This is a genomic window from Enterobacter sp. Acro-832, from assembly GCF_011752745.1.
Classification (GTDB): Bacteria; Pseudomonadota; Gammaproteobacteria; order Enterobacterales; family Enterobacteriaceae; genus Enterobacter; species Enterobacter quasiroggenkampii.
In genome coordinates this window covers 252,412-277,423 of the sequence record NZ_VWWX01000003.1, presented here as the reverse complement: position 1 = coordinate 277,423, position 25,012 = coordinate 252,412, and the positions used below count along the sequence as shown (strand labels likewise).

27 protein-coding genes and 1 tRNA gene are annotated in these 25,012 nt (G+C 55.5%); 14 read left to right on the top strand and 14 right to left on the bottom strand.

The window, feature by feature from the left end; translation table 11 throughout:
* Positions 1-24: 24 nt before the first annotated feature.
* A complete protein-coding gene (locus tag F3J31_RS12750) occupies positions 25-447 on the bottom strand; it encodes a MarR family transcriptional regulator (RefSeq protein WP_023617355.1) in 423 nt (140 codons plus the stop codon).
* A gap of 148 nt (positions 448-595) precedes the next feature.
* Here F3J31_RS12750 and F3J31_RS12745 point away from each other — a divergent pair, with 148 nt between their 5' ends.
* The 9 genes from F3J31_RS12745 (at position 596) to ureG (ending at position 7,242) form a co-directional block, all read left to right on the top strand.
* Positions 596-1,609 carry an alpha/beta hydrolase gene (locus F3J31_RS12745; protein WP_167213491.1) on the top strand — a complete coding sequence of 338 codons (1,014 nt, stop codon included), beginning with the start codon at positions 596-598 and terminating at the stop codon, positions 1,607-1,609.
* 147 nt (positions 1,610-1,756) lie between these two features.
* Complete coding sequence (locus F3J31_RS12740; protein WP_167213488.1) at positions 1,757-2,584, top strand: urease accessory protein UreD; 828 nt, start codon at positions 1,757-1,759, stop codon at positions 2,582-2,584.
* Between the two features lie 10 nt (positions 2,585-2,594).
* Positions 2,595-2,897, top strand: coding sequence for an urease subunit gamma (locus F3J31_RS12735; protein ID WP_003862556.1), 303 nt, complete (start codon positions 2,595-2,597; stop codon positions 2,895-2,897).
* A gap of 10 nt (positions 2,898-2,907) precedes the next feature.
* Positions 2,908-3,222 carry an urease subunit beta gene (locus F3J31_RS12730; protein ID WP_167213486.1) on the top strand — a complete coding sequence of 105 codons (315 nt, stop codon included), beginning with the start codon at positions 2,908-2,910 and terminating at the stop codon, positions 3,220-3,222.
* The gene (gene ureC, locus F3J31_RS12725) at positions 3,215-4,918 is read left to right on the top strand and encodes an urease subunit alpha (protein ID WP_024906477.1); all 1,704 of its coding nucleotides are present in this window, start codon (positions 3,215-3,217) and stop codon (positions 4,916-4,918) included. The genes F3J31_RS12730 and ureC overlap by 8 nt, the downstream gene beginning before the upstream one ends.
* Before the next feature lie 9 nt (positions 4,919-4,927).
* Entirely contained in the window at positions 4,928-5,392 is a 465-nt protein-coding gene (gene ureE, locus F3J31_RS12720; protein ID WP_045909994.1) for an urease accessory protein UreE, read from the top strand.
* Positions 5,393-5,401: 9 nt separating this feature from the next.
* Complete coding sequence (locus tag F3J31_RS12715; protein WP_023619349.1) at positions 5,402-5,941, top strand: HupE/UreJ family protein; 540 nt, start codon at positions 5,402-5,404, stop codon at positions 5,939-5,941.
* Complete coding sequence (locus F3J31_RS12710; protein WP_167213483.1) at positions 5,941-6,615, top strand: urease accessory protein UreF; 675 nt, start codon at positions 5,941-5,943, stop codon at positions 6,613-6,615. The genes F3J31_RS12715 and F3J31_RS12710 overlap by 1 nt, the downstream gene beginning before the upstream one ends.
* Positions 6,616-6,624: 9 nt before the next feature.
* On the top strand, positions 6,625-7,242 hold the full coding sequence (ureG, locus tag F3J31_RS12705; RefSeq protein ID WP_061714451.1) for an urease accessory protein UreG: 618 nt from the start codon (positions 6,625-6,627) through the stop codon (positions 7,240-7,242).
* 85 nt (positions 7,243-7,327) lie between these two features.
* On the opposite strand, the gene tsaD is transcribed toward ureG, so the two are convergent.
* Entirely contained in the window at positions 7,328-8,341 is a 1,014-nt protein-coding gene (gene tsaD / locus F3J31_RS12700; RefSeq protein WP_028014471.1) for a tRNA (adenosine(37)-N6)-threonylcarbamoyltransferase complex transferase subunit TsaD, read from the bottom strand.
* A gap of 236 nt (positions 8,342-8,577) precedes the next feature.
* Here tsaD and rpsU point away from each other — a divergent pair, with 236 nt between their 5' ends.
* From rpsU to rpoD, 3 genes are all read left to right on the top strand, one after another.
* On the top strand, positions 8,578-8,793 hold the full coding sequence (gene rpsU, locus F3J31_RS12695) for a 30S ribosomal protein S21 (RefSeq protein ID WP_001144069.1): 216 nt from the start codon (positions 8,578-8,580) through the stop codon (positions 8,791-8,793).
* Positions 8,794-8,907: 114 nt separating this feature from the next.
* Positions 8,908-10,653, top strand: a complete 1,746-nt coding sequence (gene dnaG, locus F3J31_RS12690) for a DNA primase (RefSeq protein ID WP_167213480.1) — start codon at positions 8,908-8,910, stop codon at positions 10,651-10,653.
* 273 nt (positions 10,654-10,926) lie between these two features.
* Positions 10,927-12,774, top strand: a complete 1,848-nt coding sequence (gene rpoD / locus F3J31_RS12685; protein WP_025758549.1) for an RNA polymerase sigma factor RpoD — start codon at positions 10,927-10,929, stop codon at positions 12,772-12,774.
* 432 nt (positions 12,775-13,206) lie between these two features.
* Here the strand turns inward: rpoD and mug are convergent, their stop codons facing one another.
* Complete coding sequence (mug, locus tag F3J31_RS12680) at positions 13,207-13,713, bottom strand: G/U mismatch-specific DNA glycosylase (protein ID WP_008503183.1); 507 nt, start codon at positions 13,711-13,713, stop codon at positions 13,207-13,209.
* 124 nt (positions 13,714-13,837) lie between these two features.
* Here mug and F3J31_RS12675 point away from each other — a divergent pair.
* Positions 13,838-13,913: transfer RNA gene (locus tag F3J31_RS12675), tRNA-Ile, on the top strand.
* Positions 13,914-14,079: 166 nt separating this feature from the next.
* A complete protein-coding gene (locus F3J31_RS12670; RefSeq protein WP_167213477.1) occupies positions 14,080-14,574 on the top strand; it encodes a hypothetical protein in 495 nt (164 codons plus the stop codon).
* Here the strand turns inward: F3J31_RS12670 and F3J31_RS12665 are convergent.
* The 11 genes from F3J31_RS12665 to F3J31_RS12615 all read right to left on the bottom strand — a co-directional run bounded on the left by F3J31_RS12665 (position 14,530) and on the right by F3J31_RS12615 (position 24,941).
* A complete protein-coding gene (locus tag F3J31_RS12665; protein ID WP_167213474.1) occupies positions 14,530-14,868 on the bottom strand; it encodes a hypothetical protein in 339 nt (112 codons plus the stop codon). The genes F3J31_RS12670 and F3J31_RS12665 overlap by 45 nt on opposite strands.
* Positions 14,869-15,484: 616 nt before the next feature.
* Positions 15,485-17,182, bottom strand: coding sequence for a hypothetical protein (locus F3J31_RS12660; RefSeq protein WP_167213471.1), 1,698 nt, complete (start codon positions 17,180-17,182; stop codon positions 15,485-15,487).
* 1 nt (position 17,183) lies between these two features.
* Positions 17,184-17,735: a hypothetical protein gene (locus F3J31_RS12655; protein WP_167213468.1), complete on the bottom strand. Its 552-nt coding sequence runs from the start codon at positions 17,733-17,735 to the stop codon at positions 17,184-17,186.
* Positions 17,707-18,420: a hypothetical protein gene (locus F3J31_RS12650; protein ID WP_167213465.1), complete on the bottom strand. Its 714-nt coding sequence runs from the start codon at positions 18,418-18,420 to the stop codon at positions 17,707-17,709. The genes F3J31_RS12655 and F3J31_RS12650 overlap by 29 nt, the downstream gene beginning before the upstream one ends.
* On the bottom strand, positions 18,410-18,808 hold the full coding sequence (locus F3J31_RS12645; protein ID WP_167213462.1) for a tail fiber assembly protein: 399 nt from the start codon (positions 18,806-18,808) through the stop codon (positions 18,410-18,412). The genes F3J31_RS12650 and F3J31_RS12645 overlap by 11 nt, the downstream gene beginning before the upstream one ends.
* Positions 18,805-20,382: a phage tail protein gene (locus F3J31_RS12640; RefSeq protein ID WP_167213460.1), complete on the bottom strand. Its 1,578-nt coding sequence runs from the start codon at positions 20,380-20,382 to the stop codon at positions 18,805-18,807. Before F3J31_RS12640 ends, F3J31_RS12645 begins: the two co-directional genes overlap by 4 nt.
* Before the next feature lie 8 nt (positions 20,383-20,390).
* Positions 20,391-21,026 carry a phage tail protein gene (locus F3J31_RS12635; protein WP_167213457.1) on the bottom strand — a complete coding sequence of 212 codons (636 nt, stop codon included), beginning with the start codon at positions 21,024-21,026 and terminating at the stop codon, positions 20,391-20,393.
* Positions 21,019-22,203, bottom strand: a complete 1,185-nt coding sequence (locus F3J31_RS12630; protein WP_167213454.1) for a baseplate J/gp47 family protein — start codon at positions 22,201-22,203, stop codon at positions 21,019-21,021. The genes F3J31_RS12635 and F3J31_RS12630 overlap by 8 nt, the downstream gene beginning before the upstream one ends.
* A complete protein-coding gene (locus tag F3J31_RS12625; protein WP_167213451.1) occupies positions 22,200-22,529 on the bottom strand; it encodes a DUF2590 family protein in 330 nt (109 codons plus the stop codon). Before F3J31_RS12625 ends, F3J31_RS12630 begins: the two co-directional genes overlap by 4 nt.
* On the bottom strand, positions 22,526-24,496 hold the full coding sequence (locus tag F3J31_RS12620; RefSeq protein WP_167213448.1) for a phage tail tape measure protein: 1,971 nt from the start codon (positions 24,494-24,496) through the stop codon (positions 22,526-22,528). Before F3J31_RS12620 ends, F3J31_RS12625 begins: the two co-directional genes overlap by 4 nt.
* Positions 24,497-24,683: 187 nt before the next feature.
* Positions 24,684-24,941: a putative phage tail assembly chaperone gene (locus tag F3J31_RS12615; protein ID WP_135346003.1), complete on the bottom strand. Its 258-nt coding sequence runs from the start codon at positions 24,939-24,941 to the stop codon at positions 24,684-24,686.
* Between the last annotated feature and the right edge of the window lie 71 nt (positions 24,942-25,012).

Genomic DNA, 25,012 nt, shown 5'->3' with positions numbered 1-25,012 from the left:
TGGGTTAACCCCACCGAAGGATTCTTACAAATCATCCAGCAGCGTTCGGGAAAGTTTTTTCAGCATCTCAAGCTCTTCATCATTCATCCGCATGCTGCAACGTATCTGGTCCGGCAGCGCCATCACCTGCTTTTTCAGTGCGTTAGCCTTCTCCGTCAGAACGACATTTTTCATTCTTTCGTCACCCACAACCGCGATACGGTTGAGAAACCCTTTTGCCTCAAGCTTTTGCACCAGCGGAGTCAATGTACCCGAATCAAAAAACGTCTTATCGCTGAGATCGCGAAGTGGAATGTTGTCTTTCTCATAAAGCGCCATCAAAACAACAAATTGCGGATAGGTAAGATCCATTTCCTGCAATAAGGGACGATATTGCCGAACGAACGCGTTGGTGACCGAGTACAGTGAGAAGCAAAGTAAATCATCTAACGTCTTGTTTTCTTTCATTTCTCTTTCAACCCTTAGTCAGTTTTATAAAAAAATTATAAATAAAGTTTGACTAAAAGTATCTTGCGCGCAAGTATTACAGCAACAACTTAATAGCGCACTACTTAAATAACGTTACTGTCTAACACTCGCTTAAAGAGGTACTACCATGAAAACATTAGCCGCCATCCTGGTTTCTTCCGTGTTCGCGTCTGCTGCAGCGTCCGCTCACACCACCAATACCCCTACCCCGACCGCAGGCGTACAGGCATTTCTTAATGTTCTGAATTCGGGCAAGGGTAAGCCAATGGAACAGATGACCCCGCAGGAAGCCCGTCAGGTACTGATCGGCGCACAGCAAGGCGCAAAACTGCCGCCCGCTCAGGTTTCAGAAAAAACGATCCAGGTAAATGGTCAGGCGATCAAACTGAAAATAGTGAAACCTGAAAACGCGACCGGCACGCTCCCGGCATTTATGTTCTTCCACGGCGGCGGCTGGGTGCTGGGTGATTTCCCAACCCACGAACGCTTAATCCGAGATCTGGTTCGCGCGTCAGGTGCCGCAGCGGTTTACGTTGATTACACGCCGTCACCTGAGGCCCATTTCCCGGTGGCCATTCATCAGGCCTTTGAAGCGACAAAATGGGTAGCCGAGCACGGTCAGGAAATTGGCGTGGACGGTAGCCGTCTGGGTCTGGTCGGTAACAGCGTGGGCGGCAATATGGTGGCTTCCGTGGCGCTGCAGGCAAAACAATTTAATGGGCCAAAAATTCGCTACAACGTCATGCTCTGGCCTGTGACCGATGCGAATTTTGATACTGCCTCGTATAACCAGTTCGAGAACGGCTATTTCCTGTCGAAAAACATGATGAAATGGTTCTGGGATAACTACACCACCAACGCGGCCGATCGCAAGAATATCCTTGCCTCTCCGCTTCGCGCCAGCGCCGCGCAGTTGAAAGGCTTCCCGGAGACGCTGATTCAGACAGCAGAGCTAGACGTTCTGCGGGATGAAGGTGAAGCATTCGGGCGTAAGCTGGATGCGGCTGGCGTCCCGGTGACCGTCACGCGCTATAACGGCATGATCCACGATTATGGCCTGCTCAATCCACTGAGCGAAGAGCCTACGGTCAAGGTTGCCCTGGAGCAGGCTGGCGCAGCGCTGCATGAGCACCTGAAATAACGGCATCGCGATGTTTGTCAGACAGCACGCCCTCCGGGCGTGCTTTTTTGTTTCGTCTTAACCGCCATCCATAAGCGACTCATATGACAGCCTTCATTTCTGCCAGGGCATACTGAAACGACCCGATGATGAGCAGATGGATGCAGCATGTTAGCAGCTCAGGTCACTGATAATTCATACAAAGGCTGGCAGGCGTCGCTTGCCCTGCAGTTTTGTCACACCCCTGAGAAAACCCTCCTGCACTCCGCTCATCACGTCGGGCCGCTTACCGTTCAGCGTCCATTTTATCCCGAAGGCGAGACCTGCCACCTCTATCTTCTGCACCCGCCGGGCGGGGTTGTGGGCGGGGATACGCTGGATATTACCGTGCGTCTGGACGCCAAAAGCCATGCGCTTATCACCATGCCCGGCGCCAGCAAGTTCTATCGCAGCAGCGGCCCGCAGGCTCGCCTGCATCAGCACTTTTATCTCGATGAGGGATCCACGCTGGAGTGGCTGCCGCAGGACACCATTATCTTCCCCGGTGCGAATGCCGCGCTGCGCTCCGTCTTCCACCTGAAGGCCTCCAGCACGCTGCTGGCGTGGGAGCTGTACTGCCTGGGACGACCGGTAATCAATGAGACCTTCAGCCACGGCACGCTGGAGAGCCGCCTTGAAGTCTGGGTTGAGGACGAGCCACGCCTGATTGAACGTCAGCACCTTGCCGACGGCGATCTCACGCCCGTCGCCGGGCATCCGTGGATTGGCACGCTGCTGTTCTACCCGGCCAGAGAAGGACATCTCGACGCGGCGCGTGCGCTGCTCGCCCCGCTGGATACGTTTGCGGGCGCCACGCTCGCAGACGATCTCATGTCGGTGCGCTTTCTCTCCCACGATAACCTGATTTGTCAGCGGGTGATGCGCGACGTCTGGCAGTCGCTTCGCCCGCTTCTCACCACCAAAACCGCCTGTTCGCCGCGTATCTGGCAGACATAAGAGAAACGTTATGGAACTGACCCCCAGAGAAAAAGACAAGCTGTTGCTGTTCACCGCCGCGCTGGTTGCCGAACGCCGCCTTGCGCGCGGGGTAAAGCTCAATTACCCGGAATCGGTCGCGCTGATCAGCGCCTTCATCATGGAAGGCGCGCGCGATGGTGAAACCGTCGCCTCGCTGATGGAGGCAGGCCGCCACGTCCTGACCCGCGACCAGGTAATGGAGGGCGTGCCGGAGATGATCCCGGATATCCAGGTGGAAGCCACCTTCCCGGACGGGTCCAAGCTCGTCACCGTCCACAACCCGATCGTCTAAGGAGCGCGTGATGATCCCTGGCGAATACCAGATCCAGCCCGGCGCGATTGCGATCAACATCGGGCGCGAAACCCAAACCGTGATTGTCGAAAATCACGGCGACAGGCCGATCCAGGTCGGATCGCACTATCACTTTCACGAGGTCAACCCGGCGCTGAAGTTTGACCGTGAGGTGACCCGGGGCTACCGGCTGAACATCCCGGCAGGCACCGCCGTGCGCTTTGAGCCCGGCCAGAAGCGCGAAGTGACGCTGGTTCAGGTCACGGGGGCGCAGCGCATTGTCGGCTTTCGCGGCGAGGTAATGGGCGAGGTGAAACATGGCTGAGATTTCGCGCCAGGCCTATGCCGATATGTTCGGCCCCACCACCGGCGATAAAGTGCGGCTGGCCGACAGCGAGCTGTGGATTGAAGTGGAAGACGATCTCACGATCTACGGCGAAGAGGTCAAGTTCGGCGGCGGGAAGGTGATCCGCGACGGCATGGGCCAGGGGCAGATGACCGCAGACGACTGCGTGGATCTGGTGCTGACCAACGCGCTGATCGTCGATCACTGGGGGATCGTGAAAGCCGATATCGGCGTCAAGAACGGGCGGATTTTTGCCGTCGGCAAAGCCGGCAACCCCGACATTCAGCCCGGCGTGACGATCCCGATTGGTGCCGCAACCGAAGTCATCGCCGCCGAAGGGAAGATCGTCACCGCAGGCGGGATCGACACCCACATCCACTGGATCTGCCCGCAGCAGGCGGAAGAGGCGCTGGTCTCCGGCGTCACCACCATGATCGGCGGCGGTACCGGACCCGCGGCGGGCACCAACGCCACCACCTGCACGCCGGGGCCGTGGTATATCGCCCGCATGCTGCAGGCTGCCGATACGCTGCCGGTGAATATCGGCCTGCTCGGCAAAGGTAACGGATCCAATCCGGACGCCCTGCGCGAGCAGATTGCCGCGGGCGCCATCGGGCTTAAGATCCACGAAGACTGGGGCGCGACGCCTGCGGCGATCAACTGCTCGCTGGAGGTGGCCGAAGAGATGGACATTCAGGTGGCGCTGCACAGCGACACGCTGAACGAGTCCGGGTTTGTCGAAGATACGCTGGCCGCCATTGGCGGGCGCACCATCCACACCTTCCACACCGAAGGGGCGGGCGGTGGCCACGCGCCGGATATCATCACCGCCTGCGCACACCCGAATATTCTGCCCTCCTCCACCAACCCGACGCTGCCCTACACGGTCAATACCATCGACGAGCATCTCGACATGCTGATGGTTTGTCATCACCTCGACCCGGATATCGCCGAGGACGTGGCGTTTGCCGAATCCCGCATTCGTCGGGAGACCATCGCCGCCGAAGACGTGCTGCATGACATCGGCGCGTTCTCGCTCACGTCGTCAGATTCGCAGGCCATGGGCCGCGTCGGGGAAGTGATTATCCGTACCTGGCAGGTGGCGCACCGCATGAAGGTCCAGCGCGGCGCGCTGCCGGAAGAGACCGGCGAGAACGACAATTTCCGCGTGAAGCGCTACGTCGCCAAATACACCATTAACCCGGCGCTGACCCACGGTATCGCCCATGAAGTGGGCTCGATTGAGGCGGGCAAGCTGGCAGATCTGGTGGTCTGGTCCCCGGCGTTCTTCGGCGTAAAACCCGCCACCATCGTCAAAGGCGGGATGATCGCCTGCGCGCCGATGGGTGACATCAACGCTTCGATCCCCACACCGCAGCCGGTCCATTACCGCCCAATGTTTGGCGCGCTGGGCGCCGCGCGCCACGCCACGCGGCTGACGTTTGTCTCGCAGGCGGCTCACGCGAACGGCATCCCCCAGCAGCTCAACCTGCAGAGCGCCACGGCGGTGGTGAAAGGCTGCCGGACGGTGAAAAAGGCCGACATGATCCACAACGCTCTGCAGCCGAACATCACCGTCGATTCGCAAACCTACGAGGTGCGCGTCGACGGCGAACTGATTACCAGCGAACCGGCTGACGTTCTGCCGATGGCGCAACGCTATTTCCTGTTTTGAGGAGTGATGATGATTTATCTGACCCAACGCCTGGACCATGCGCATCAGACTACCGCCAGCGTCACGCTGCCGATTGACGTGCGGGTGAAAAGCCGCGCCCGCGTGGCGCTTAACGACGGCCGCGAAGCCGGGCTGATGCTGCCGCGCGGCCTGCTACTGCGCGGGGGCGACCTGCTGACCACCGACGACGGCAGCGAAGTGATCGAAGTGATCGCCGCCCCGGAGTCGGTCTCCGTGGTGCGCTGCGCCGATCCGTTCCTGCTCGCCCGCGCCTGCTACCACCTGGGCAACCGCCACGTGCCGCTGCAGGTCATGCCCGGCGAGCTGCGCTATCACCACGATCACGTTCTCGACGACATGCTGCGCCAGTTTGGGCTGGAGGTAACCTACGCCAGCCTGCCGTTTGAACCGGAAGCGGGCGCGTACGCCAGCGATGCCCACAGCCATAGCCACGCTCATACCCATTCACATTAAGGATCCATCATGCGCAAGTTACTTCCCCTGTTACTGCTGGCCTTTTCCGTTCCCGCGCTCGCGCATCCCGGCCACGGCGCCGACAGCTTTCAGGCCGGTTTTTTCCATCCGCTGACCGGGCTCGATCATCTCCTGATGCTGACCGGTGCAGGCGTGCTTTCAGCGCTGAGCGGCCGCAAGCTCCTGCTGCCGTTTGCCACCCTCGGGATGATGCTTGTCGGTGCCGTTGCGGGCAGTCTGCTCGGCGGCTTTAGCGGCATGGAGATGCTGATTATCGCCTCGCTGGCGGTCAGTGGCGTGATGATGTTTAAAACCGAAAATCGCCTGCTGCTGGCGGTGCCTGCCCTGGCGATGTTCCACGGCTGGGCGCACGGCGTGGAGATGTCCGGCCATAACTTCTGGCTCTTCACCAGCGGGTTTATGTTCGCCAGCGCCACGGTGCTGTGCGCCAGTTTCGCCGCAGGATTGCTGCTGCGCCGTCACGACGGGCTGCGTAAAACCTTTGGCGGCGGGCTGATTGTTTCCGCCCTGCTGGCGCTGATGAGCTGATGGAGCACGCCCGCCAGAGGCTGCGCCTGATGCAGCTCTCCAGCAGCAGCCTGCCGGTCGGGTCGTTTACCTGGTCGCAGGGGCTGGAGTGGGCCGTTGAGGCGGGCTGGGTCACGGACGCCGACGCCTTTAAACGCTGGCAGATCCAGCAGATGGAGCAGAGCTTTTTCTGCGTCGATCTGCCGCTGTTTCACCGTCTCTGTCAGGCCTGCGATCGGCACGATCTGGCAACGGCCAGACGCTGGACGGCATACCTGCTCGCCTGTCGGGAAACGCGCGAGCTGCGCGAAGAAGAATGCAACCGCGGAGCGGCCTTTACGCGCCTGATTAAAAGCTGGGAGCCGGACTGCCCGGCAGAATGGCTGGCGCTGTGCAGGCAAAGCCAGCTCTGCGGCATGGCGTGGCTCGGCGTGCGATGGGGCATTGACGTGCGCGAGCTGGCCCTGAGCCTGGGATACAGCTGGATTGAGAGCGCAGTCATGGCGGGCGTTAAGCTGGTGCCGTTTGGGCAGCAGGCCGCGCAGCAGCTGATTATCGAACTGAGCGACCATTTTGCCGCCGGGCTTGAACAGGCCTTTTTACGTCGCGACAACGCGCTGGGCGCAGCAACGCCGCTGTCCGCCATCGCCTCCGCGCGCCACGAAACCCAATATTCACGACTATTCCGTTCCTGAGGAGTCAACATGGCTGATTACAAACATCCCCTGCGCGTGGGCGTGGGTGGCCCGGTAGGGTCGGGCAAAACCGCGCTGCTGGAAGCGCTCTGCAAGGCGATGCGCGATACCTACCATCTTGCGGTGGTAACCAACGATATCTACACCAAAGAGGATCAACGCATCCTGACCGAAGCGGGCGCGCTGGCGCCGGAGCGCATTGTGGGCGTGGAGACCGGCGGCTGCCCGCATACCGCCATCCGCGAAGATGCCTCAATGAACCTGGCGGCGGTGGAAGCGCTCAGCGAGAAATTCGGTAATCTGGACCTGATCTTCGTGGAAAGCGGCGGGGACAACCTGAGCGCGACGTTCAGCCCGGAGCTGGCGGATCTGACCATCTACGTGATCGACGTGGCCGAAGGGGAAAAAATTCCGCGCAAGGGCGGGCCGGGGATCACCAAATCCGATTTTCTGGTGATCAACAAAACCGATCTTGCGCCGTACGTCGGCGCCTCGCTGGAGGTGATGGAGCGCGATACCAACCGCATGCGCGGCGATCGTCCATGGACCTTTACTAACCTGAAGGCGGGTGACGGCCTGGGGACGATTATTGCGTTTCTGGAAGAGAAAGGGATGCTGCGGGTGTAGTGCGGTTTATTGCCCGGTGGCGCTGCGCTTACCGGGCCTACAAAACCGTAGGCCGGGCAAACGACGTGCCGCCCGGCAAAAAAACTCACGCCTCAGGCAGTTCCGCCAGCGGCCAGCGCGGACGCACGGACACGCTCAGGTCAGACGTTGCGCCAGCGTTCAGGCGCACCATCCCCGCGTAGGCGATCATCGCCCCGTTATCGGTGCAGAATTCCGGACGCGCGTAGAACACTTCTCCGCGACGCTTTTGCATCATCTCGGCGAGCTTCGCGCGCAGCGTGCGGTTGGCGCTGACGCCGCCCGCCATCACCAGACGCTTGAAGCCGGTCTGATCCAGCGCGCGCTTGCACTTGATCATCAGCGTATCCACCACTGCATCTTCAAACGCGCGGGCGATATCGGCGCGGGTCTGATCGCTGTCGTCGTTATTGCGGATCGTGTTGGCTGCGAAGGTTTTCAACCCGGAGAAGCTGAAGTCCAGCCCCGGACGGTCGGTCATCGGACGCGGGAAGACAAAGCGCCCTTCCGTTCCCTGCGACGCCATTTTGGACAGCATCGGACCGCCTGGGTAATCGAGTCCCAGCAGCTTGGCGGTTTTGTCGAACGCTTCACCGGCGGCGTCGTCGATCGACTCGCCCAGCAGCTCGTACTTGCCAATCCCCGTTACGCTAATCAGCTGCGTATGGCCGCCGGAGACCAGCAGCGCCACAAACGGGAATTCAGGCGGATTCTCTTCCAGCATCGGCGCCAGAAGGTGCCCTTCCATATGGTGAACCGGGATGGCCGGCACGTCCCACGCGAAGGCCAGCGAACGGCCAACCGTTGCGCCGACCAGCAGCGCACCGACCAGGCCCGGACCGGCGGTATAGGCCACTGCATCAATATCGGTTGAGCTCAACCCGGCCTCTTTCAGCGCCGCCTGAATCAGGGGAACCGTTTTACGCACGTGGTCACGAGAGGCCAGTTCAGGCACGACGCCGCCGTAGTCAGCGTGCAATTTCACCTGACTATACAGTTGGTTGGCCAGAAGCCCTTTTTCGTCGTCGTAAATGGCGATGCCGGTTTCATCGCAGGATGTTTCAATACCCAGTACACGCATGACTTGTTTTACCTCGTTTCAATACCGCGCAGTGTAGAGCCTGGGCGGGTTGATGTAAAACTTTGTTCGCCCCAGGAAGAAGGCTCGTGTATACTCCTCACCCTTATTAAAGTCCCTTTCAAAATCGCATCGGTGCTTTACAAAGCAGCAGCATTTGCAGTAAAATTCCGCACCATTTTGAAATAAGCTGGCGTTGATGCCAGCGGCAAACCGAATTTATTAAAGGTGAGAGTTACATGCCGGTAATTAAAGTACGTGAAAACGAGCCGTTCGACGTAGCACTGCGTCGCTTCAAACGTTCATGCGAGAAAGCAGGTGTTCTGGCTGAAGTTCGTCGTCGTGAGTTTTATGAAAAACCAACGACCGAACGTAAGCGCGCTAAAGCTTCCGCTGTGAAACGTCACGCGAAGAAACTGGCTCGCGAAAACGCACGCCGTACTCGTCTGTACTAATTGGTTGAGGGCCTCAGCCCTCAATTGACAGACAGAGTAATAGTCGTAAGGCCGTGCTTCCGGAAGGAATGCGCGGCTTGTTTTCGTTTATAAGTCGCTTAAATTTTGGGGCATATGGCCGGAAGAATCCCACGCGTTTTCATCAATGACCTGCTCGCCAGAACCGACATCGTCGATCTCATCGACGCGCGGGTAAAGCTGAAAAAGCAGGGCAAGAATTACCATGCGTGCTGTCCGTTCCATAACGAAAAAACCCCCTCCTTCACCGTAAACGGTGAAAAGCAGTTTTACCATTGCTTCGGCTGTGGTGCTCACGGTAATGCCGTTGATTTTTTAATGAACTACGACAAGCTCGAGTTCGTTGAAACCGTCGAAGAGCTGGCGGCAATGCATAACCTTGAAGTGCCGTATGAAGCAGGCAGTGGGCCAAGTCAGATCGAGCGCCATCAACGGCAAACGCTGTATCAACTGATGGATGGCCTGAATTCGTTTTACCAACAGTCTCTTAAGCACTCTGCGGCTGAGCCTGCGCGTCAGTATCTGAACAAGCGCGGACTGAGCGACGATGTCATTGCGCGTTTCGCTATTGGCTACGCCCCGCCCGGCTGGGACAACGTGTTAAAGCGTTTTGGCGGCAATAGCGAAGATCGTAAATCTCTCATCGATGCAGGCATGCTGGTCACCAACGACCAGGGACGAAGCTACGACCGCTTCCGCGAACGGGTGATGTTCCCAATCCGCGACAAGCGAGGCCGGGTAATTGGTTTTGGTGGTCGCGTGCTGGGTGATGCCCTGCCGAAGTACCTCAACTCCCCGGAAACCGATATTTTCCATAAGGGCCGCCAGCTTTACGGTCTTTATGAGGCGCAGCAGGATAACGCGGAACCTCCGCGTCTTCTGGTCGTCGAAGGTTATATGGACGTCGTTGCGCTGGCGCAGTACGACATCAACTACGCGGTGGCGTCGTTAGGAACGTCCACGACAGCGGATCACATTCAGCTGCTGTTCCGCGTGACCAACAACGTGATTTGTTGTTACGACGGAGACCGCGCCGGACGCGACGCCGCCTGGCGCGCGCTGGAAACCGCGCTACCCTATATGACCGACGGGCGTCAGCTGCGCTTTATGTTCCTGCCCGACGGTGAAGACCCGGATACGCTGGTGCGTAAAGAGGGTAAAGCGGCGTTTGAAGCGCGGATGGAGCAGGCTCAGCCGCTCTCCACGTTTTTGTTTAACAGCCTGATGCCGCAGGTCGATTTGAGTACCCCTGACGGGCGCGCGCAGCTCAGCACGCTGGCGCTGCCGTTAATCAGTCAGGTGCCCGGCGAAACGCTGCGCATCTATCTGCGTCAGGAGCTAGGCAACAAGCTCGGCATTCTGGATGACAGCCAGCTTGAACGTTTAATGCCTAAACAGGCTGAAAACGGTGCGGTTCGCCCCGCGCCTCAGCTAAAACGCACAACCATGCGTATACTGATAGGGTTACTGGTCCAAAACCCCGAGCTGGCGCCACAGGTGCCGTCGCTGGCGGGTTTGAACCACGAAAAATTGCCCGGACTTGGCTTATTTTCAGAACTGGTCAACACGTGTTTGTCTCAGCCAGGTCTGACCACCGGACAACTTTTAGAGCATTATCGCGGCACAAAAGAGGCCGCTACCCTTGAAAAATTGTCGATGTGGGACGATATAGCAGATAAGGACATTGCAGAAAAAACGTTCACCGACTCACTCAACCATATGTTTGATTCGATGCTTGAGCTGCGCCAGGAAGAGTTGATAGCTCGCGAGCGCACACACGGTTTAAGCAGCGAAGAACGCCGGGAACTCTGGATGATTAACCAGGAACTGGCAAGAAAATAAGTGAAAGACAAAATCATTCGCGTTGTATCAAGGCAGCAAGCGAACGAAGTCCTGGAGTGTACATAAACACATGACCAGGATGAGAGAACGCAGCTAACGCAGAGACAACGTGAAGGATGAAGTATTTAACGGCTTAAGTGCCGAATATCGATCGGGAAGCCCCCGGCAGCCGCACTGAGAGGCAGCGGCAAAAATATAAGTACGCCCTCGCTTTAAAGGTTGGCAGCCCCATCGCCGACACCAATCAAACGAATTAAGTGTGGATACCGTCTTATGGAGCAAAACCCGCAGTCACAGCTGAAACTTCTTGTCCAACGTGGTAAGGAGCAAGGCTATCTGACCTATGCCGAGGTCAATGACCATCTGCCGGAAGATATCGTCGATTCAGATCAAATCGAAGACATCATCCAAATGATCAATGACATGGGCATTCAGGTGATGGAAGAAGCACCGGATGCCGATGATCTGTTGCTGGCTGAAACCTCCAACAACACTGACGAAGATGCGGAAGAAGCTGCTGCACAGGTACTGTCCAGCGTGGAATCTGAAATCGGGCGTACCACTGACCCGGTCCGCATGTACATGCGCGAAATGGGTACCGTTGAACTGTTGACCCGCGAAGGCGAAATTGACATCGCAAAACGCATCGAAGACGGGATCAACCAGGTTCAGTGCTCTGTTGCCGAGTACCCGGAAGCGATCACCTATCTGCTGGAGCAGTACGATCGCGTTGAAGCGGAAGAAGCGCGCCTGTCTGACCTGATCACCGGTTTTGTCGACCCGAACGCTGAAGAAGATATGGCGCCTACCGCCACTCACGTCGGTTCTGAACTGTCTCAGGAAGAGATGGATGACGACGAAGACGAAGATGAGGAAGAGAGCGACGACGACACCGCGGACGATGACAACAGCATCGACCCGGAACTGGCACGCGAGAAGTTTGCCGAGCTGCGTACCCAGTACGAAGTGACGCGTGACACCATCAAAGCGAAAGGCCGCAGCCACGCTGCCGCTCAGGAAGAGATCCTGAAGCTGTCTGAAGTGTTCAAACAGTTCCGCCTGGTGCCAAAACAGTTCGACTACCTGGTGAACAGCATGCGCGTGATGATGGATCGCGTACGCACCCAGGAACGTATCATCATGAAGCTGTGCGTTGAGCAGTGCAAAATGCCGAAGAAGAACTTCATCACCCTCTTCACCGGCAACGAAACCAGCGAAACCTGGTTCAACGCGGCTATTGCGATGAACAAGCCGTGGTCTGAAAAACTGCACGACGTGAAAGAAGACGTGTATCGCGGCCTGCAGAAGCTGCAGCAGATTGAAGAAGAGACCGGCCTGACCATCGAGCAGGTTAAAGATATCAACCGTCGCATGTCCATCGGGGAAGCGAAAGCCCGCCGTGCGAAGAAAGAGATGGTTGAAGCGAACTTGCGTCTGGTTATCTCTATCGCCAAGAAATACACCAACCGTGGTCTGCAGTTCCTGGATCTGATTCAGGAAGGCAACATCGGTCTGATGAAAGCGGTAGATAAGTTTGAATACCGTCGTGGTTACAAGTTCTCCACCTACGCAACCTGGTGGATCCGTCAGGCTATCACCCGCTCTATCGCGGATCAGGCACGCACCATCCGTATTCCGGTGCATATGATTGAGACCATCAACAAGCTCAACCGTATCTCCCGCCAGATGCTGCAGGAGATGGGCCGCGAGCCGACGCCAGAAGAGCTGGCCGAGCGCATGCTGATGCCGGAAGACAAAATCCGTAAAGTGCTGAAGATCGCCAAAGAGCCAATCTCCATGGAAACACCAATCGGTGATGATGAAGATTCGCATCTGGGTGATTTCATCGAGGATACCACCCTCGAGCTGCCGCTGGACTCTGCCACCACCGAGAGCCTGCGTGCCGCAACGCACGACGTCCTGGCTGGCCTGACCGCCCGTGAAGCAAAAGTCCTGCGTATGCGTTTCGGTATCGATATGAACACCGACCACACGCTGGAAGAAGTGGGTAAACAGTTCGACGTTACCCGCGAACGTATCCGTCAGATCGAAGCGAAGGCGCTGCGTAAGCTGCGTCATCCAAGCCGCTCTGAAGTGCTGCGTAGCTTCCTGGACGACTAACCTGTCCTGACCGTGAAAAAGCTCCCTTCGGGGAGCTTTTTTTATTCCCTCTTCCTGTGGGCTGTGGGCTCCCCAGTAATTTATAAGCAGAAGCAATAACCTTGTTTCAGAACGAGTGAAGACTTTCAGCGATGCTCTGGTCCGGCTGTAAATCGCTGAGGCGTTTCCTGCAGGCCGGGGCGAGGCGCATGGATGCGCCGAGAGGGCGGGTCGCCAGGGTGGTGGCGACTGAGCCATCCTGGCACGTTCACAGGTCATGTCGTGACAGAGTAGCAAGGAACATAAAGTGAACGGAATGACCACCACGGCCGTATATTCCCCTCACCCAAACCCTCTCCCCGGAGGGGCGAGGGGACTGTTCCGTGCTGCCATAATGTTGTGGGGATCCCTCAGTCATGTGGGGAGAGGGTGAGGGCATCAGGCCGCAGAGGCTTAAAGCCCCCGCACCATCAGCGCCTCATCCAGCTCCCGATACGCCTCTACCAGCTTGTCCAGCGTCGCCCTGTTGAGCCCGCTCGGGTTCGGCAACACCCACACCTGCGTCACGCCAATCATAATGCTCTGCTTACCCCACTTAGCCCCGCGCTGGCTAAATGCCTGCTCGTAGGCCTGCTTGCCGAGGATCGCCAGCGCGGCAGGCTGGTAGTCTTCAATCTTCTTCACCAGCTCCCGCCCGCCGCTGCGCAGCTCATGCAGGTTGACCTCGCTTGCCTGCACCGTCGGCCGCTCGACCAGCATAGTTATGCCGCAGCGCGTGTCCAGCAGGTGCTGCTCCTCTTCAGGCTTGAGTAACCTGTCGGTAAACCCGGCCTGGTAGATCACCTTCCAGAAGCGATTGCCCGGATGGGCAAAGTGAAAACCGGTGTGCGCCGAGGACTTGCCCGGGTTAATTCCGCAGAACACCACCCGCAGGCCAGGGGCCAGAATATCGTTGATCATCTTTACTCCCGCTGATACATCGTTATGGAAGTATAAAGGATTGATTATGCGTTGTTTATAAAAACAGCAGGCAGGTGTGAATGGCTGGATTGCTGCGGGGAGTTACTTTATAATTCACCGCCACGGCCCCTTAGCTCAGTGGTTAGAGCAGGCGACTCATAATCGCTTGGTCGCTGGTTCAAGTCCAGCAGGGGCCACCAAATTTTAGCTTTAAAATCATATAATTAAGCCACTCTACCGAGTGGCTTTTTTATTGCTATCTCCTTGAGTGTCGCAAAAGTGTCGCGCTAATTCGTAACAATGTCTTTTGTGTCACGCACTTTTGAGCTTTATCATTTTGCCTTTGAGACAAATAGGACGTTACTTATGGCCTTAACTAAATGTAAAGAATGCAAAAAAGAAGTCTCCACAGCTGCAAAAACTTGCCCGCACTGTGGCGTTAAGAATCCAGGCGTGACAGCAAAACAGACTCTAGGCGGTTGCCTGGTACTGATTGTTCTGGCTGTTGGGTTTGGTGTTTACATGGCGTCTGGCGATGATGAACAGGCGAAGGCCGCACAGAACTGCTCAAACACAGACACGCAGTGTAATTTCGATCAGAACCTTGTAGACGCTGTGACCAAATGCAAGCCATTAATCCAACAGGCTGCAAAATACGAATATGAATGGACAGACAGCCTTGTGGACACGATTTTCTCTCATGGCCGTATTGATTCAAAAAAAAATCAGCTCACTTACATAGGCGATAAAGTTAGATTCACCAACGGCTTTAATGCAAAGGTCAACATGACCTATGCGTGCACTATGGATCTGAAGTCAAAAGAAATTGTTGGCCTCAAGGTGACTGAAGGGAAACTCTGACAGGTAATCGTCATGTTTTATCGGCGGCGCGGTTTTTTTACTTCGATTCATCCAGTGCTCATATGCTGCTTGCCATGCTTCCGCCTCATCGGCAAACAGCGTTTTCGTTATCGGTAGCCATTCCACCCCCTCAGCGCCAAACACCAAATAACGCACGTCCCACCCTTCCCCGCGCGGCCATAAAACATATTTACTGTCCGGCAGTGAGTTGGAGGGGAGCCAGTCCGAATCCTTAAGCTTTTCACGTCTGGCCATGAAGATAAAAACCGCGCCGTTGATTGAAACTTTCCGCATTGACTTAACCTCTCCCAAAAACAAATACTGTATTTATAACCAGTATTATAGTGCGTAACTTTTTCAGTTTGCCAGCGCCTTTGTGTTTGCTTGTGTGCCGCGCCAGCTCTGGTGTCAGCTTTGCCACGCCGGGATTGTCCAGGAAAGCGAAACGATCCTGCCCTATCACATAAAACTAAAATTACCATTATTTATCTGATAGTTATGGTTTTCATTCGATCCTCCGCAGATCCATAAAAATGAAAAATACTGAAATTCTTTTCAATCTTTTCAGTTTCGGTTTTCCGCAAAGCCGCCAGCACTGGCGCGGTCTGGCGGTCAGGTTTGAAGAAAAATAAAACTGAAAAATTTTTATGATCCAAAAACCGCAGGCGGGTGCGGTGTAGCGCCGTTTTGGTCTGCGATGTGATTATTTTGTTGGGCTGAGAATGCGCCAGCGCTTCAGCACTGAAAAGATCTCTTAGATGGGTTGTGTGGTTACTACATGGGGAATGCGTGGCGTGTTGCGCGTCCTGCGGCCTCTGGTGTGAAACCCCCGCCAAGGAATAATGAAAGGGCTATACCCAACAGGAGATACAGGGCATAAAAAAACCCGCACGGGGCGGGTTCGCTTGGGTCAGGCAATAATGTCCTGGTACTTTTTCCGGGTCTGCCCGGCCTTTGTTTGCGTTCGGGTAAAGTCGCTCGCGTTGTTCGGCGCTCCAGTGCCCGGATGTGTATGCGCGGCGCACTGCTGCGCCAGCTCTGCCAGTAAATCAATAGTGTCCAGCAACATGGCCAGGGTGTTTGTGGTGTCATTCCCTATATGCACCGTCCCGCCAATAATCTGCTGTGCCGCTGCAATGGACTTACGCTGGGCGGCAATTTTCTCCGTCAGCACCCCCATCGTTTCAGTAGTGATATTACCGGCCACCTTTGTGGACTGCTGCCCTTCAATATCCGTTTCGGCATTACCCGCAACGCTGGCCAGATAATTGCCCCCGGTTGCCAGCGTATAATCCCCGGTAGCGACCTGCTGAATGGCTCCGGCCAGTAACGTGGCCTTTCCCAGCACCGTTGTTTTATCCGTAGCCTTAATCGTCGTTTCACGCGTAACCAGCTCGCGGTATTCAGTATCGGCCTTAACGTCGCGCGACATCGATGTTTCGCGGATAACCTGATCCGTCTGGCGCTCCCAGTCTCCCGCCTGGGTCACTCGCTGTGATACCCCTTCCCGCTGCTGTTGCAGCTGTTCGCCGGGCTTCACGTCTGGCAGGCTCGTCCCTTCCGGCACGCTCTGACGGATAAACGGCTTGTCAGGCCGACCATCTGTAAAACCGATCTCAACCTTTGTCCCCTCATGCGGAAACTGGAACATCCCGGAATCATTCCCCGCCATAGGAACAGGAAGTGGCACGGCGGAATAAATCGGCGTTCTGCCATCCGGGTTGCCGTTCGCGTCAAGCAACTGCACGTCCACGGCATAGCGCGGGCGGAATGGATCAGCAAAATTGCCGCTGGCCACTGGCTCACTGTGCGCCACCACGCGGGCAAATTTTGGCAGATGTAACCCGCTGGCCAGCTCCGGGAAATGGCTTTCAATCTGGCGCTGTGCCGGGCTTTTCTGTAACGGCTCACCTGTTGTTTTATTTCGCGGCGTCCAGGTCACCGTCATGCTGTCACCGGACAGCTGCACTTTCGTAAGGCGCTGACCGTTCATCTCCACGCCCGGGCGCAGCGACTGAACAAGTGGAATGGTCATGATGTTACCGCCCGCCGACTCCTGGCTAAATTCAGCTGGAATGTCTACCGGACGCCCGGCAAACAGGGATTTTTCAGCCCCACCAACATATAACGAACCGTCCGGCAGCTGATACCAGACGTAATCCGGCACGCTGAAAGCCCGCCCCAGATTGTTAAGCAACTGCATCCCGCTGCCGGAATGAGTTAAGTGCGGAATAGGTTTATCGCTGTAATCTGCATCCGGCACAGAAATGGAGATACCGCTTTGCTCGGTCAGCCAGGCCGCGGCATCCCGCAACGTGGGGTGTTGAAACGAACAAGGCCAGCTCTTTTCAAACACTCCTGCCAGTTCCCGTACGAACAAACGCACAAAACCTTTATCCGCTGGCTGTGATCGCTCCACATACCCGGTAAACCAGCGCAGAAGCAGATCACTGTAACCCACATCGAGACGCACCATTTTTCCCGTATAGTCCTGATCCGTCTGCGCGGTCACAAAGCCTCTGCCGCAGCTGTTCAGCTCCAGCACCATATTCACATCAGCAACATGCACCTCATCGCCGGACAGGTACAGGCGTTTAATCGGTTTCACTTTACCCCAGCGCCTCGTTTACTGGCTTCAGCACTTTGCGCTCAAACCACGTCATTTTTTCATCATCTTCAGCGGCATTAGCCTGACTGCCCCCCCCTCCGGCTTTCCCTCCGCCAGTCTGCGCTTTGCTGACCTTTTTCCCGTTGGCCACAGCCTCTTTTTTCTCAGCCACACTCAGCTTTTCGCCCAGGGTAAACGTCACCAGCCAGGACATACGCCCGTCCTGCTGCGGTGCATCCAGCGTTCCGGTGAACGTTGCCTCGCGCAGATTGACCGCACGCGCCGTGCTGTTGGCCACACGGTAAACCACGCGATTACCGCCCGCATCCGTGGCATTAGCCAGCTGGAAAAGGCGGGTCAGTACATCCACATTTTTAAAAGGGATCTCACCGGATACGCGCAGCTCTTTTCCCTTTGCGCCCTTTTCAGCCTTACTGGTTGAACTGGTGTCGCCTGACTGGTCTTTATCGGGAAACTGCTGTGTAAGCGTCACCCGCATGTTTTTCAGCGTGATGGCTTCGCCGTTAAGCGCCAGCATTACTGTCGAAGTCATGAATCATTCCTCTGATACTGCTCAGATCGCTGCCGACCATCATCATGGCCGCACTGTAAACTGACGAAAGTGACGGGATGTTGGCGACCAGATTACGCACGATACCCGCCGCATTGCCGCTGGAAGTAAACACCCACGCCCGCGCTTCTTTCCCGACAATTTCCCCCGCACCGTCTGCAATGCTGGCCAGCATCCCGTCGCGCTGTGAAGCAAATGCCGCAAGGCTCGCTTTCAGCGTGGCCATGCTGGAGACTTCCGGCAAAGCTGCGCTGGCGGCTGCACTGGTCACTGTTCTGGCTGTATGGACTGAAAGCGGGATCGCAGCGGGCAGACCGTTTAACGGCTTTGCGGGTTTCTGCATTTTCTCAACAGCCAGCTGCGCCGCCGATTCGGCAAGGCGCTTCACCTGGGTAAACGCGGGCGCGGGAAATACACTCACCAGCGGTTCGAGAGCCGACAAAAAATCACCGTGCGTTGCTCCCGCTGCCATAAACACAACCACATCCATTTCCCCTGTCGCGCTTGCCAGCTTTTCAGCGAGCCACGCCACTGCATTGGTCGGGCTGAGATATGCGCCATTTTCGGTCTGCTGGCCAAGCCCGTACACCCACGGATGCGCGGCAACCACAGAACATTTCACCGGACTGAACCCCTCCGGCAGTGCCAGGATTGCATCACGCCACATCAGGTGGCTCCGGCCAGCTAATTTCTGCACCATCTGAAATGGTCATAGCTTCCAGCGCCTTAATGTACCCGCGCCACGCAATCAGCTTTGTTTTATCTTCGTCGCTCAGCGTACCCAGCAAAAGATCGGTTTGCCAGTCAGCTACTTTCAGTCGGGCATCGCTCAAAAGCGCCTGGCGCAACTCTTCAGCCTGGTGAATATCATCATTGTCGCCAGACTGGCCAGCAGGCTTAAAAAATGTTTTCCCGTCGTAAAGCCAGCCCTTTGAAACCATACCATGCACCTGCACAGCCTCCCCGATCTCAGGTTGCCAGTATCCCTTTCCGTCCCAGGCAACGAGGTTAACTACCACGCCATCATTTACCACTGCATAAATACTGTTCATCATCCCAGCTCCACAACCAGACAACACCCGTCAGCCCCGCGGCCTGAACGAGACTGTGCCAGCGAAATTCCCGCACCTCCCGACCCCGGAGAACGTCCATCATGCAATGCCGCATCTGTTGCCGGACCAACACCGCCCCCACCCCAGAATGACGCACCACCTCCCGTGTAGGTCGCCTGGTTGGAACCAATCGTGCCGCAGCCCCCATCAAACCCGAACCCCAACCCCTCCGTCCCCCCGCCCAGACTATTTACGGTTCCGCCTTTCGCAGTCAAAAGACTCCCAAAGGTTGAATCTCCACCAGGATTCCCTGGATGAGCGTAAGTTGTTGTCGGAGCAAGAGACAAACCGCCAGCACCAATAGTGATTTGCACTTCTTCAAGATTGCTCGCATCGATCAGTGCAAACCGCGTTCCGCCCGCACCGCCAGAGCGTGCGTACAGGGAATTGCCGACCTGAGTACCCCCGCTGGCTCCGCCTCCGGTAATGATCACAAAGTATTTTTTTACCCCAGGCGAGCGGGTGATTTTCTTCGACGCCTGGTAAAAGTTAACGCTGACAATACGTCCAACAAATCCGGCAGCGTCAGCAAGACCAAGCGCCTTAACAGCACTTGCTGCGGTATCTATGGCTAGAAACTGACGCATAAATTCAGCCAGTGGAGACAACGCCAGTTTTGAATCGCCATCAAACTGGATCAGGCTGCTGGCTTCGGGTTTCAGTCCCGCAAGCGCTGTCACGTTACTGGTGTTTCGCAAGTCTTTTACTGCCCCCGTCGCGTCAATCTCTGCTAACGCGAAAACGTAATGCTGCACGCCGCTTTCGTTGTAATTAACCAGATCCGGCGCAACGGTAATTTTACTGACAGACGCCCAGGCGCTGGTTAGCGTCCCACGCCAGCACACGTCCACCCAAATTTTGGTCGGTTTCGCATTGACGGTAATTTCCTGGCTTGCCAGAAGTTCTGCACGCAAACCCGCGATATAGCCAACACCAGACTGCACGCTGAATTTTGTGCTGCTCTTTTTGGTGACAAGCCAGCCATTACCCAGGAAAGCCGCAGCGCCGTAAACGTCGATGTTTTCCTGGCGCTGTCGCTCATCGACACCACCCAGGCGGGCAGTAAAATCAATCTGCCAGGTATCGACTGGCGTAATAATCTGGGTCTGCTGTGATGCGCCGTCATACTCCATCAGGAAAGAACGGGTCAGCACGTTGCCCTGTTGGCCTGACGCCGTTTTGATTTTCTTCTGTAACGGGGCATGGACAATCATCGCCACCGTATTGCTGGCTTTATTGATTAACCCCACCCAGTTAAAGTCAAAATCGCCTACGTCAGCGCCAAGAACCACGGAGTAAACAACTGCGTTGTTGTTGACCATGCCCGTTTTGGACACGGCCTGGCGATGCACAATCTGGCTTGCCGCTGGCCATGACTCTGCGCGGTCAATCGGATCAGTAATATTCAGATTAGGGATGTTGGCAAACACAAACTCGTCCAGCGTCAACACACCGCCATTTGCTGCCTGTTGCGCCTTTAGTTGTTCAAATGCCGTTGTAATGACACTCTGGCTCATAAAACACCTTATAATTTTGCGCCAAAGACGGCGCTGGTCTGGTTTTCTTCGCTGGCGTAAAAGGTAAGGTACTCCCCCACTTTCACTTCGCCGCGCATATTATTTCCGGCGCTGTAACAGATATATTCCCCGCTCTCAGAACCGCCATTAATGAAGAGTTTCAGATTGGTCAGCACTTCAAACTGATAGCGGCGGCAGGTTCGCCCGTACTGCCGAATTATCTGCAACATCAGCTCAGGATTGGCCGCAAGCTGACTATCCGACACGCGCACAATGATCACATCCCAGTCGATATCCGGCTGACGCTCCAGCAATTCGACGTAGCCGATCCCCAGTCGCTCGAATATGGCAATAAAACCCGCAATCGAACCCGCATCCCGCGCATTAATAAAGGCGTAAGCCACGCGCTTGCGAAACAGGGAAAGTGGCTCGTTGTTGAAACGGGTAATGTCCCGGTCATACGCCATCAGGTTGAGCAGCGGCTCAGGGCAGGTCAGCGGATCAAACTGATTAACCGGCCATGTCACCCAACTGTAAACCGCCGCCCAGAACTTACGCGCCGCCGCCAGAATCGTTTTCGGTTCGCCGACATCCATCCAGAACGGCAGCGCCAGCCTGGACAGTTTTTTGATAAATTCAGGCATCTTCAATCCTCACATTCAGTGACGCCAGACGCGGCACGCTCAAATCACTGACGATATCGACCAGCGAAAAGGTAAGAGAATCGATCAGGGGAAACGTGCGGTGCAGCTCCTTGCCCAAATTAGAGAACGAGAAGCGCGACCATGGCCACGTCCGTTTCACTTCAAAATCACTGTTTTCCCTGAATGCACAACGGATCAGGTTTTCAGCCCCGGTCTTTAGCGCGGCCAGATCGTCAACAGACAGGTTCGCTTTGTTTTTCACATACACCACCACTTCCAGATCGTGGCGCGTTTCCGGCATAGGGAAACACTGCATATCATCACCGTGTCCATGGTGGCCTTGCGTGTTCACGTAGTCATTGACGGCAGCAATAAACGGCTCGGACGTCACTCCGGTATCAAGCAGTAAATAGGCGTTAGCTGTACCAGGACCACGGGGCGCATCGTGTTCGAAAAAAATGCGCTCAATGGACAGTCCGGCCACGCCCGCAATCATCGATCGGTAAACCGCATCAGTGTGGTAGTTGCCTACCAGGTTAAACTGGTTGCGGCAGCGCTCGCGTAATTCGTCGTCGCTTTCCTCATCTGCGCCCGGAGTGGTCAGCCAGTCCTCTTCATTCACCACATGACTGATACCAGCCACAGCAAGCGGTAAGATGCGGTAATAACCGGGGGCAAGGTTATAAGCACCGCCAGTCCCAACCGCCACGACGGCGATCAGCGCACTTTCCACATTGGCGTTTATTGTCGTGTCACTGACCACGGCCAGTTCATAAACGATACCGTTAATCCTTTCGGTCTGGATAATCGTTCCCGCTTTGACTGTAACCACTGCTGCCGCACTGTTTTTGAAGAAACGGATCACCCCATGCGCCGCGCTGGCTGGTTTCGGTGTTACACGTACCGCCCAGGCAAGGAGACGTAACAACTGGCCGGATGCCGTGGCCACAAACATATTGGCCAGCACGGTAGTCACCAGTACATCCTTTAGCCACAGCACTGGCGTGGTGACGATGGCGGTAATTAATCGCCAGAACGGAGACATTCGGGAGGTATTAGTAATAATTCCCTCTTCTTCCGCGATGGCGTTAAACCGGGTGCGCAGTTCGTCCTGGGTTGTCGGCATCCCGGATTCTTTAAGCACCTCTTCAAAATCGACCTGCGGCTTTTCTGTCATAAATCAATCCTTGTCGAAATCGAACCAAATTCCCATGTGCTGGCGGTGATCCACAGGCGTTTCAAACTTTCCTCCGAAATAACCACCGTTCCCGGTTCAATGCGCTCATCACTTTCAATCAGCAATTCCAGTCTGGTGAGAATATCGCCGCGCATAGTAGGGCTTCTTTCCGCAATTAACTCTGTTGCCAGACCACTTTCCAAAATTGAATGGACAATATCCTGCCCGATGCTTTTACTGTTATTGCACAATAAAGGTTCATTACCGGAATTAAGAACGAAGTTTCGCCCCTCGATCAGCAAATCAATATATAAAAGGTCACTCATAACCCCAGCTCCTGCCATTCTGCCAACTGTCCCGGTGTCATAGGTTGTTGCGAATAAAGATTTATTTCCCCAATATGCTGACTTTTATCTGTGTTGGATGAAGAACTGGCTGCAATGGTTTTACTGATACCGCCCTTATCAATATTTTTAAGAGAACCACCTGTTGAAAGGCTATTTCCTGAAACGGTTGAATCCATTCCCTCACCCGCCATAGAAATATCCACGCCGGGGATTTTATTGAGTTTTCCGACAATCCAGTTCCAGGAATTAAGGAATGTCCCTTTAATCGTGTTCCAGATATTGTCAAACATCCCGACAATCCCGCTGGCCATACCTGACAGCGCATCAGCCGGAGAAAATCCCATCAGCAAAGCAACAAAGTTATTCCAGCCGTCAGCGATAAATTGCCAGGCGTCTGAGAATACACCAGCAACCCATTTAACCGTTGCGGCTACGGCCTCAAACGCGGCGGTATTCATCACGGCTGACTTGATTGCATCCCAGTGCGTGATCAGCAGGTAACACCCGGCAACCAGCAACGCAATTGCACCCACGATCAGCAGAACCGGCCAGCTCATCAGATTAATTCCGATACCCGCCATGATCGCAGCCATTCTCACAGCCAGCAGGACACCGCGCAGCACCTTAAGCCCGGTATTCCATACCATCACCGCTTTGGTAGACAGCCATACCGCAGCGGTGTAGAGCTTCGTCACGGAGGTAAGCGCCACCCAGAGTCCGCGCAGCCCTGTCATAACAAAGAGCGAGACACCCATTGCGATATTGGCAAGCGCCCCCGCCCCGGCCAGACTCAGCAAGGCGAGCACTACATACCCCACCACCCGCGCGATGTTGGGAAACATCTGCATCCATTTTGCAAACGTAGCCCCCATATCAGCCAGGCGATTAAGCACCGGGTACAGCACCGGGATCAGCGTCAGACCAATAGTGGTTTTAATCGCCGTCAGGATGGCAATGAACCGTTCCCACGGTTTCACCTGCTTTTGCGCCATTTCCTGTGTGCGCCGCAATCCGTCCGAACCGCCCAGCTCGGTGATGTTGCGTTGCAGACTGCTGACGTTGCCATAAAGTTGCTTAATCACTGCCGAGCTGTCACCAAAGGCATCATCCAGCTCCTTTTGGGCTTTCAGATTACCCTCCAGGCTCTTTCCGTATTTACCCTGCAACTTCATCAGTATTTCAGGCATACCGAGGATGTTTCCCTGTGCATCCTTGAAGGACAGCCCCAGCTTTTTGCCCCCGTCTATGGCTTTAGTCATAAACTGCTCATAGGCGCTGGAGGCTTCTGTACCCAAAGTCCGGCTAAGTTCACCCAGCACGGCCAGCTGTTCATCAATGCCGATATTGAAGTTATTCCCGACGCCGCGCGCCCCTTCCATCAGGTCTTTAATCACGCCCATTTCAGTGCCAAATTTCTGGCGCATAAACGTCATTTTTCCGGCCAGCTGTTCGGCAAACTGCACCTTGCCCAGCCGTTCCGCTTCGCTGTGAAAGTTTCCGAACATCTGGCGCATAAACTCCGCCGTATCTTCGCTAGTTGCTTTCATCGCAAACGCCAGCGTGTTGGCAACCTTCGTTACCTTCGGCAGTTCGTCGTTATTCAGTCCGTCGATGGCCGCGTTGATTTGCGCAGTGGATTTCACAAAATCCAGCGCACTCGCCCCGTAAGTCACGCTAAATCGCGTGGCATCCCTGCTTACCTGATCCAGCGCCGTGCTGTCGATGCCGTTGGCAGAGGCTTCGCTTAACGCGTCATACATCTCAATTGCAGGAGAAAGCGCAGCGTGTACCGCCGCGCCCACGCCAAAGAGCGCCAGCCCACCCGCGCCGATTTTTTTAAAGGCTGTGCCCGATTTTTCTGCAAAGCCTTTAACAGACTGCTGCGCCTGTTTTAGCGGGCGCGTCAGCTTGTCGATCAGGCTTAATGTAAAATCCAGCTGTTTCATCACGAACCTTTAAATGCTGTGCCAATACCGTTGGCGATCGCCACGGACATATATTCCCAGTAGCGGTTATCCAGCCATACGGCGGCAGCAATATCATCAATATTATCCTGCCCGACTGGCAGATAATGACGGCGTAAAATTAAATACTGGTCGAGTCCATTTGATTCAATCGCCTGAACCCGGCGTTCTAGTTTTTTACTTCGATTTCCAGTTCAGGCGCGAAAATCTCGTTAATCTTCCCCACCAGTTGAAGGGCAGCACCTGGGCGCTTAATAATATCCGCCAGTGCTTCTTTACTGTCAGCGGAAACAATACGATTCAGATAAGCCACAGCCGGAGCCACTTTATTATCCATTGACATATCGTTAATGAATTTATTGTATGCCGTGGTATTTGGTTCAAACACCAGTTCAACACCCGATACTGCCAGTTTAATTTTTTCCATTTAATAAACTCTCTCTTTTAAAGATTTCGTCAATGAGCGCATTATGCCGCGCTGCGCACACAGAATATAAA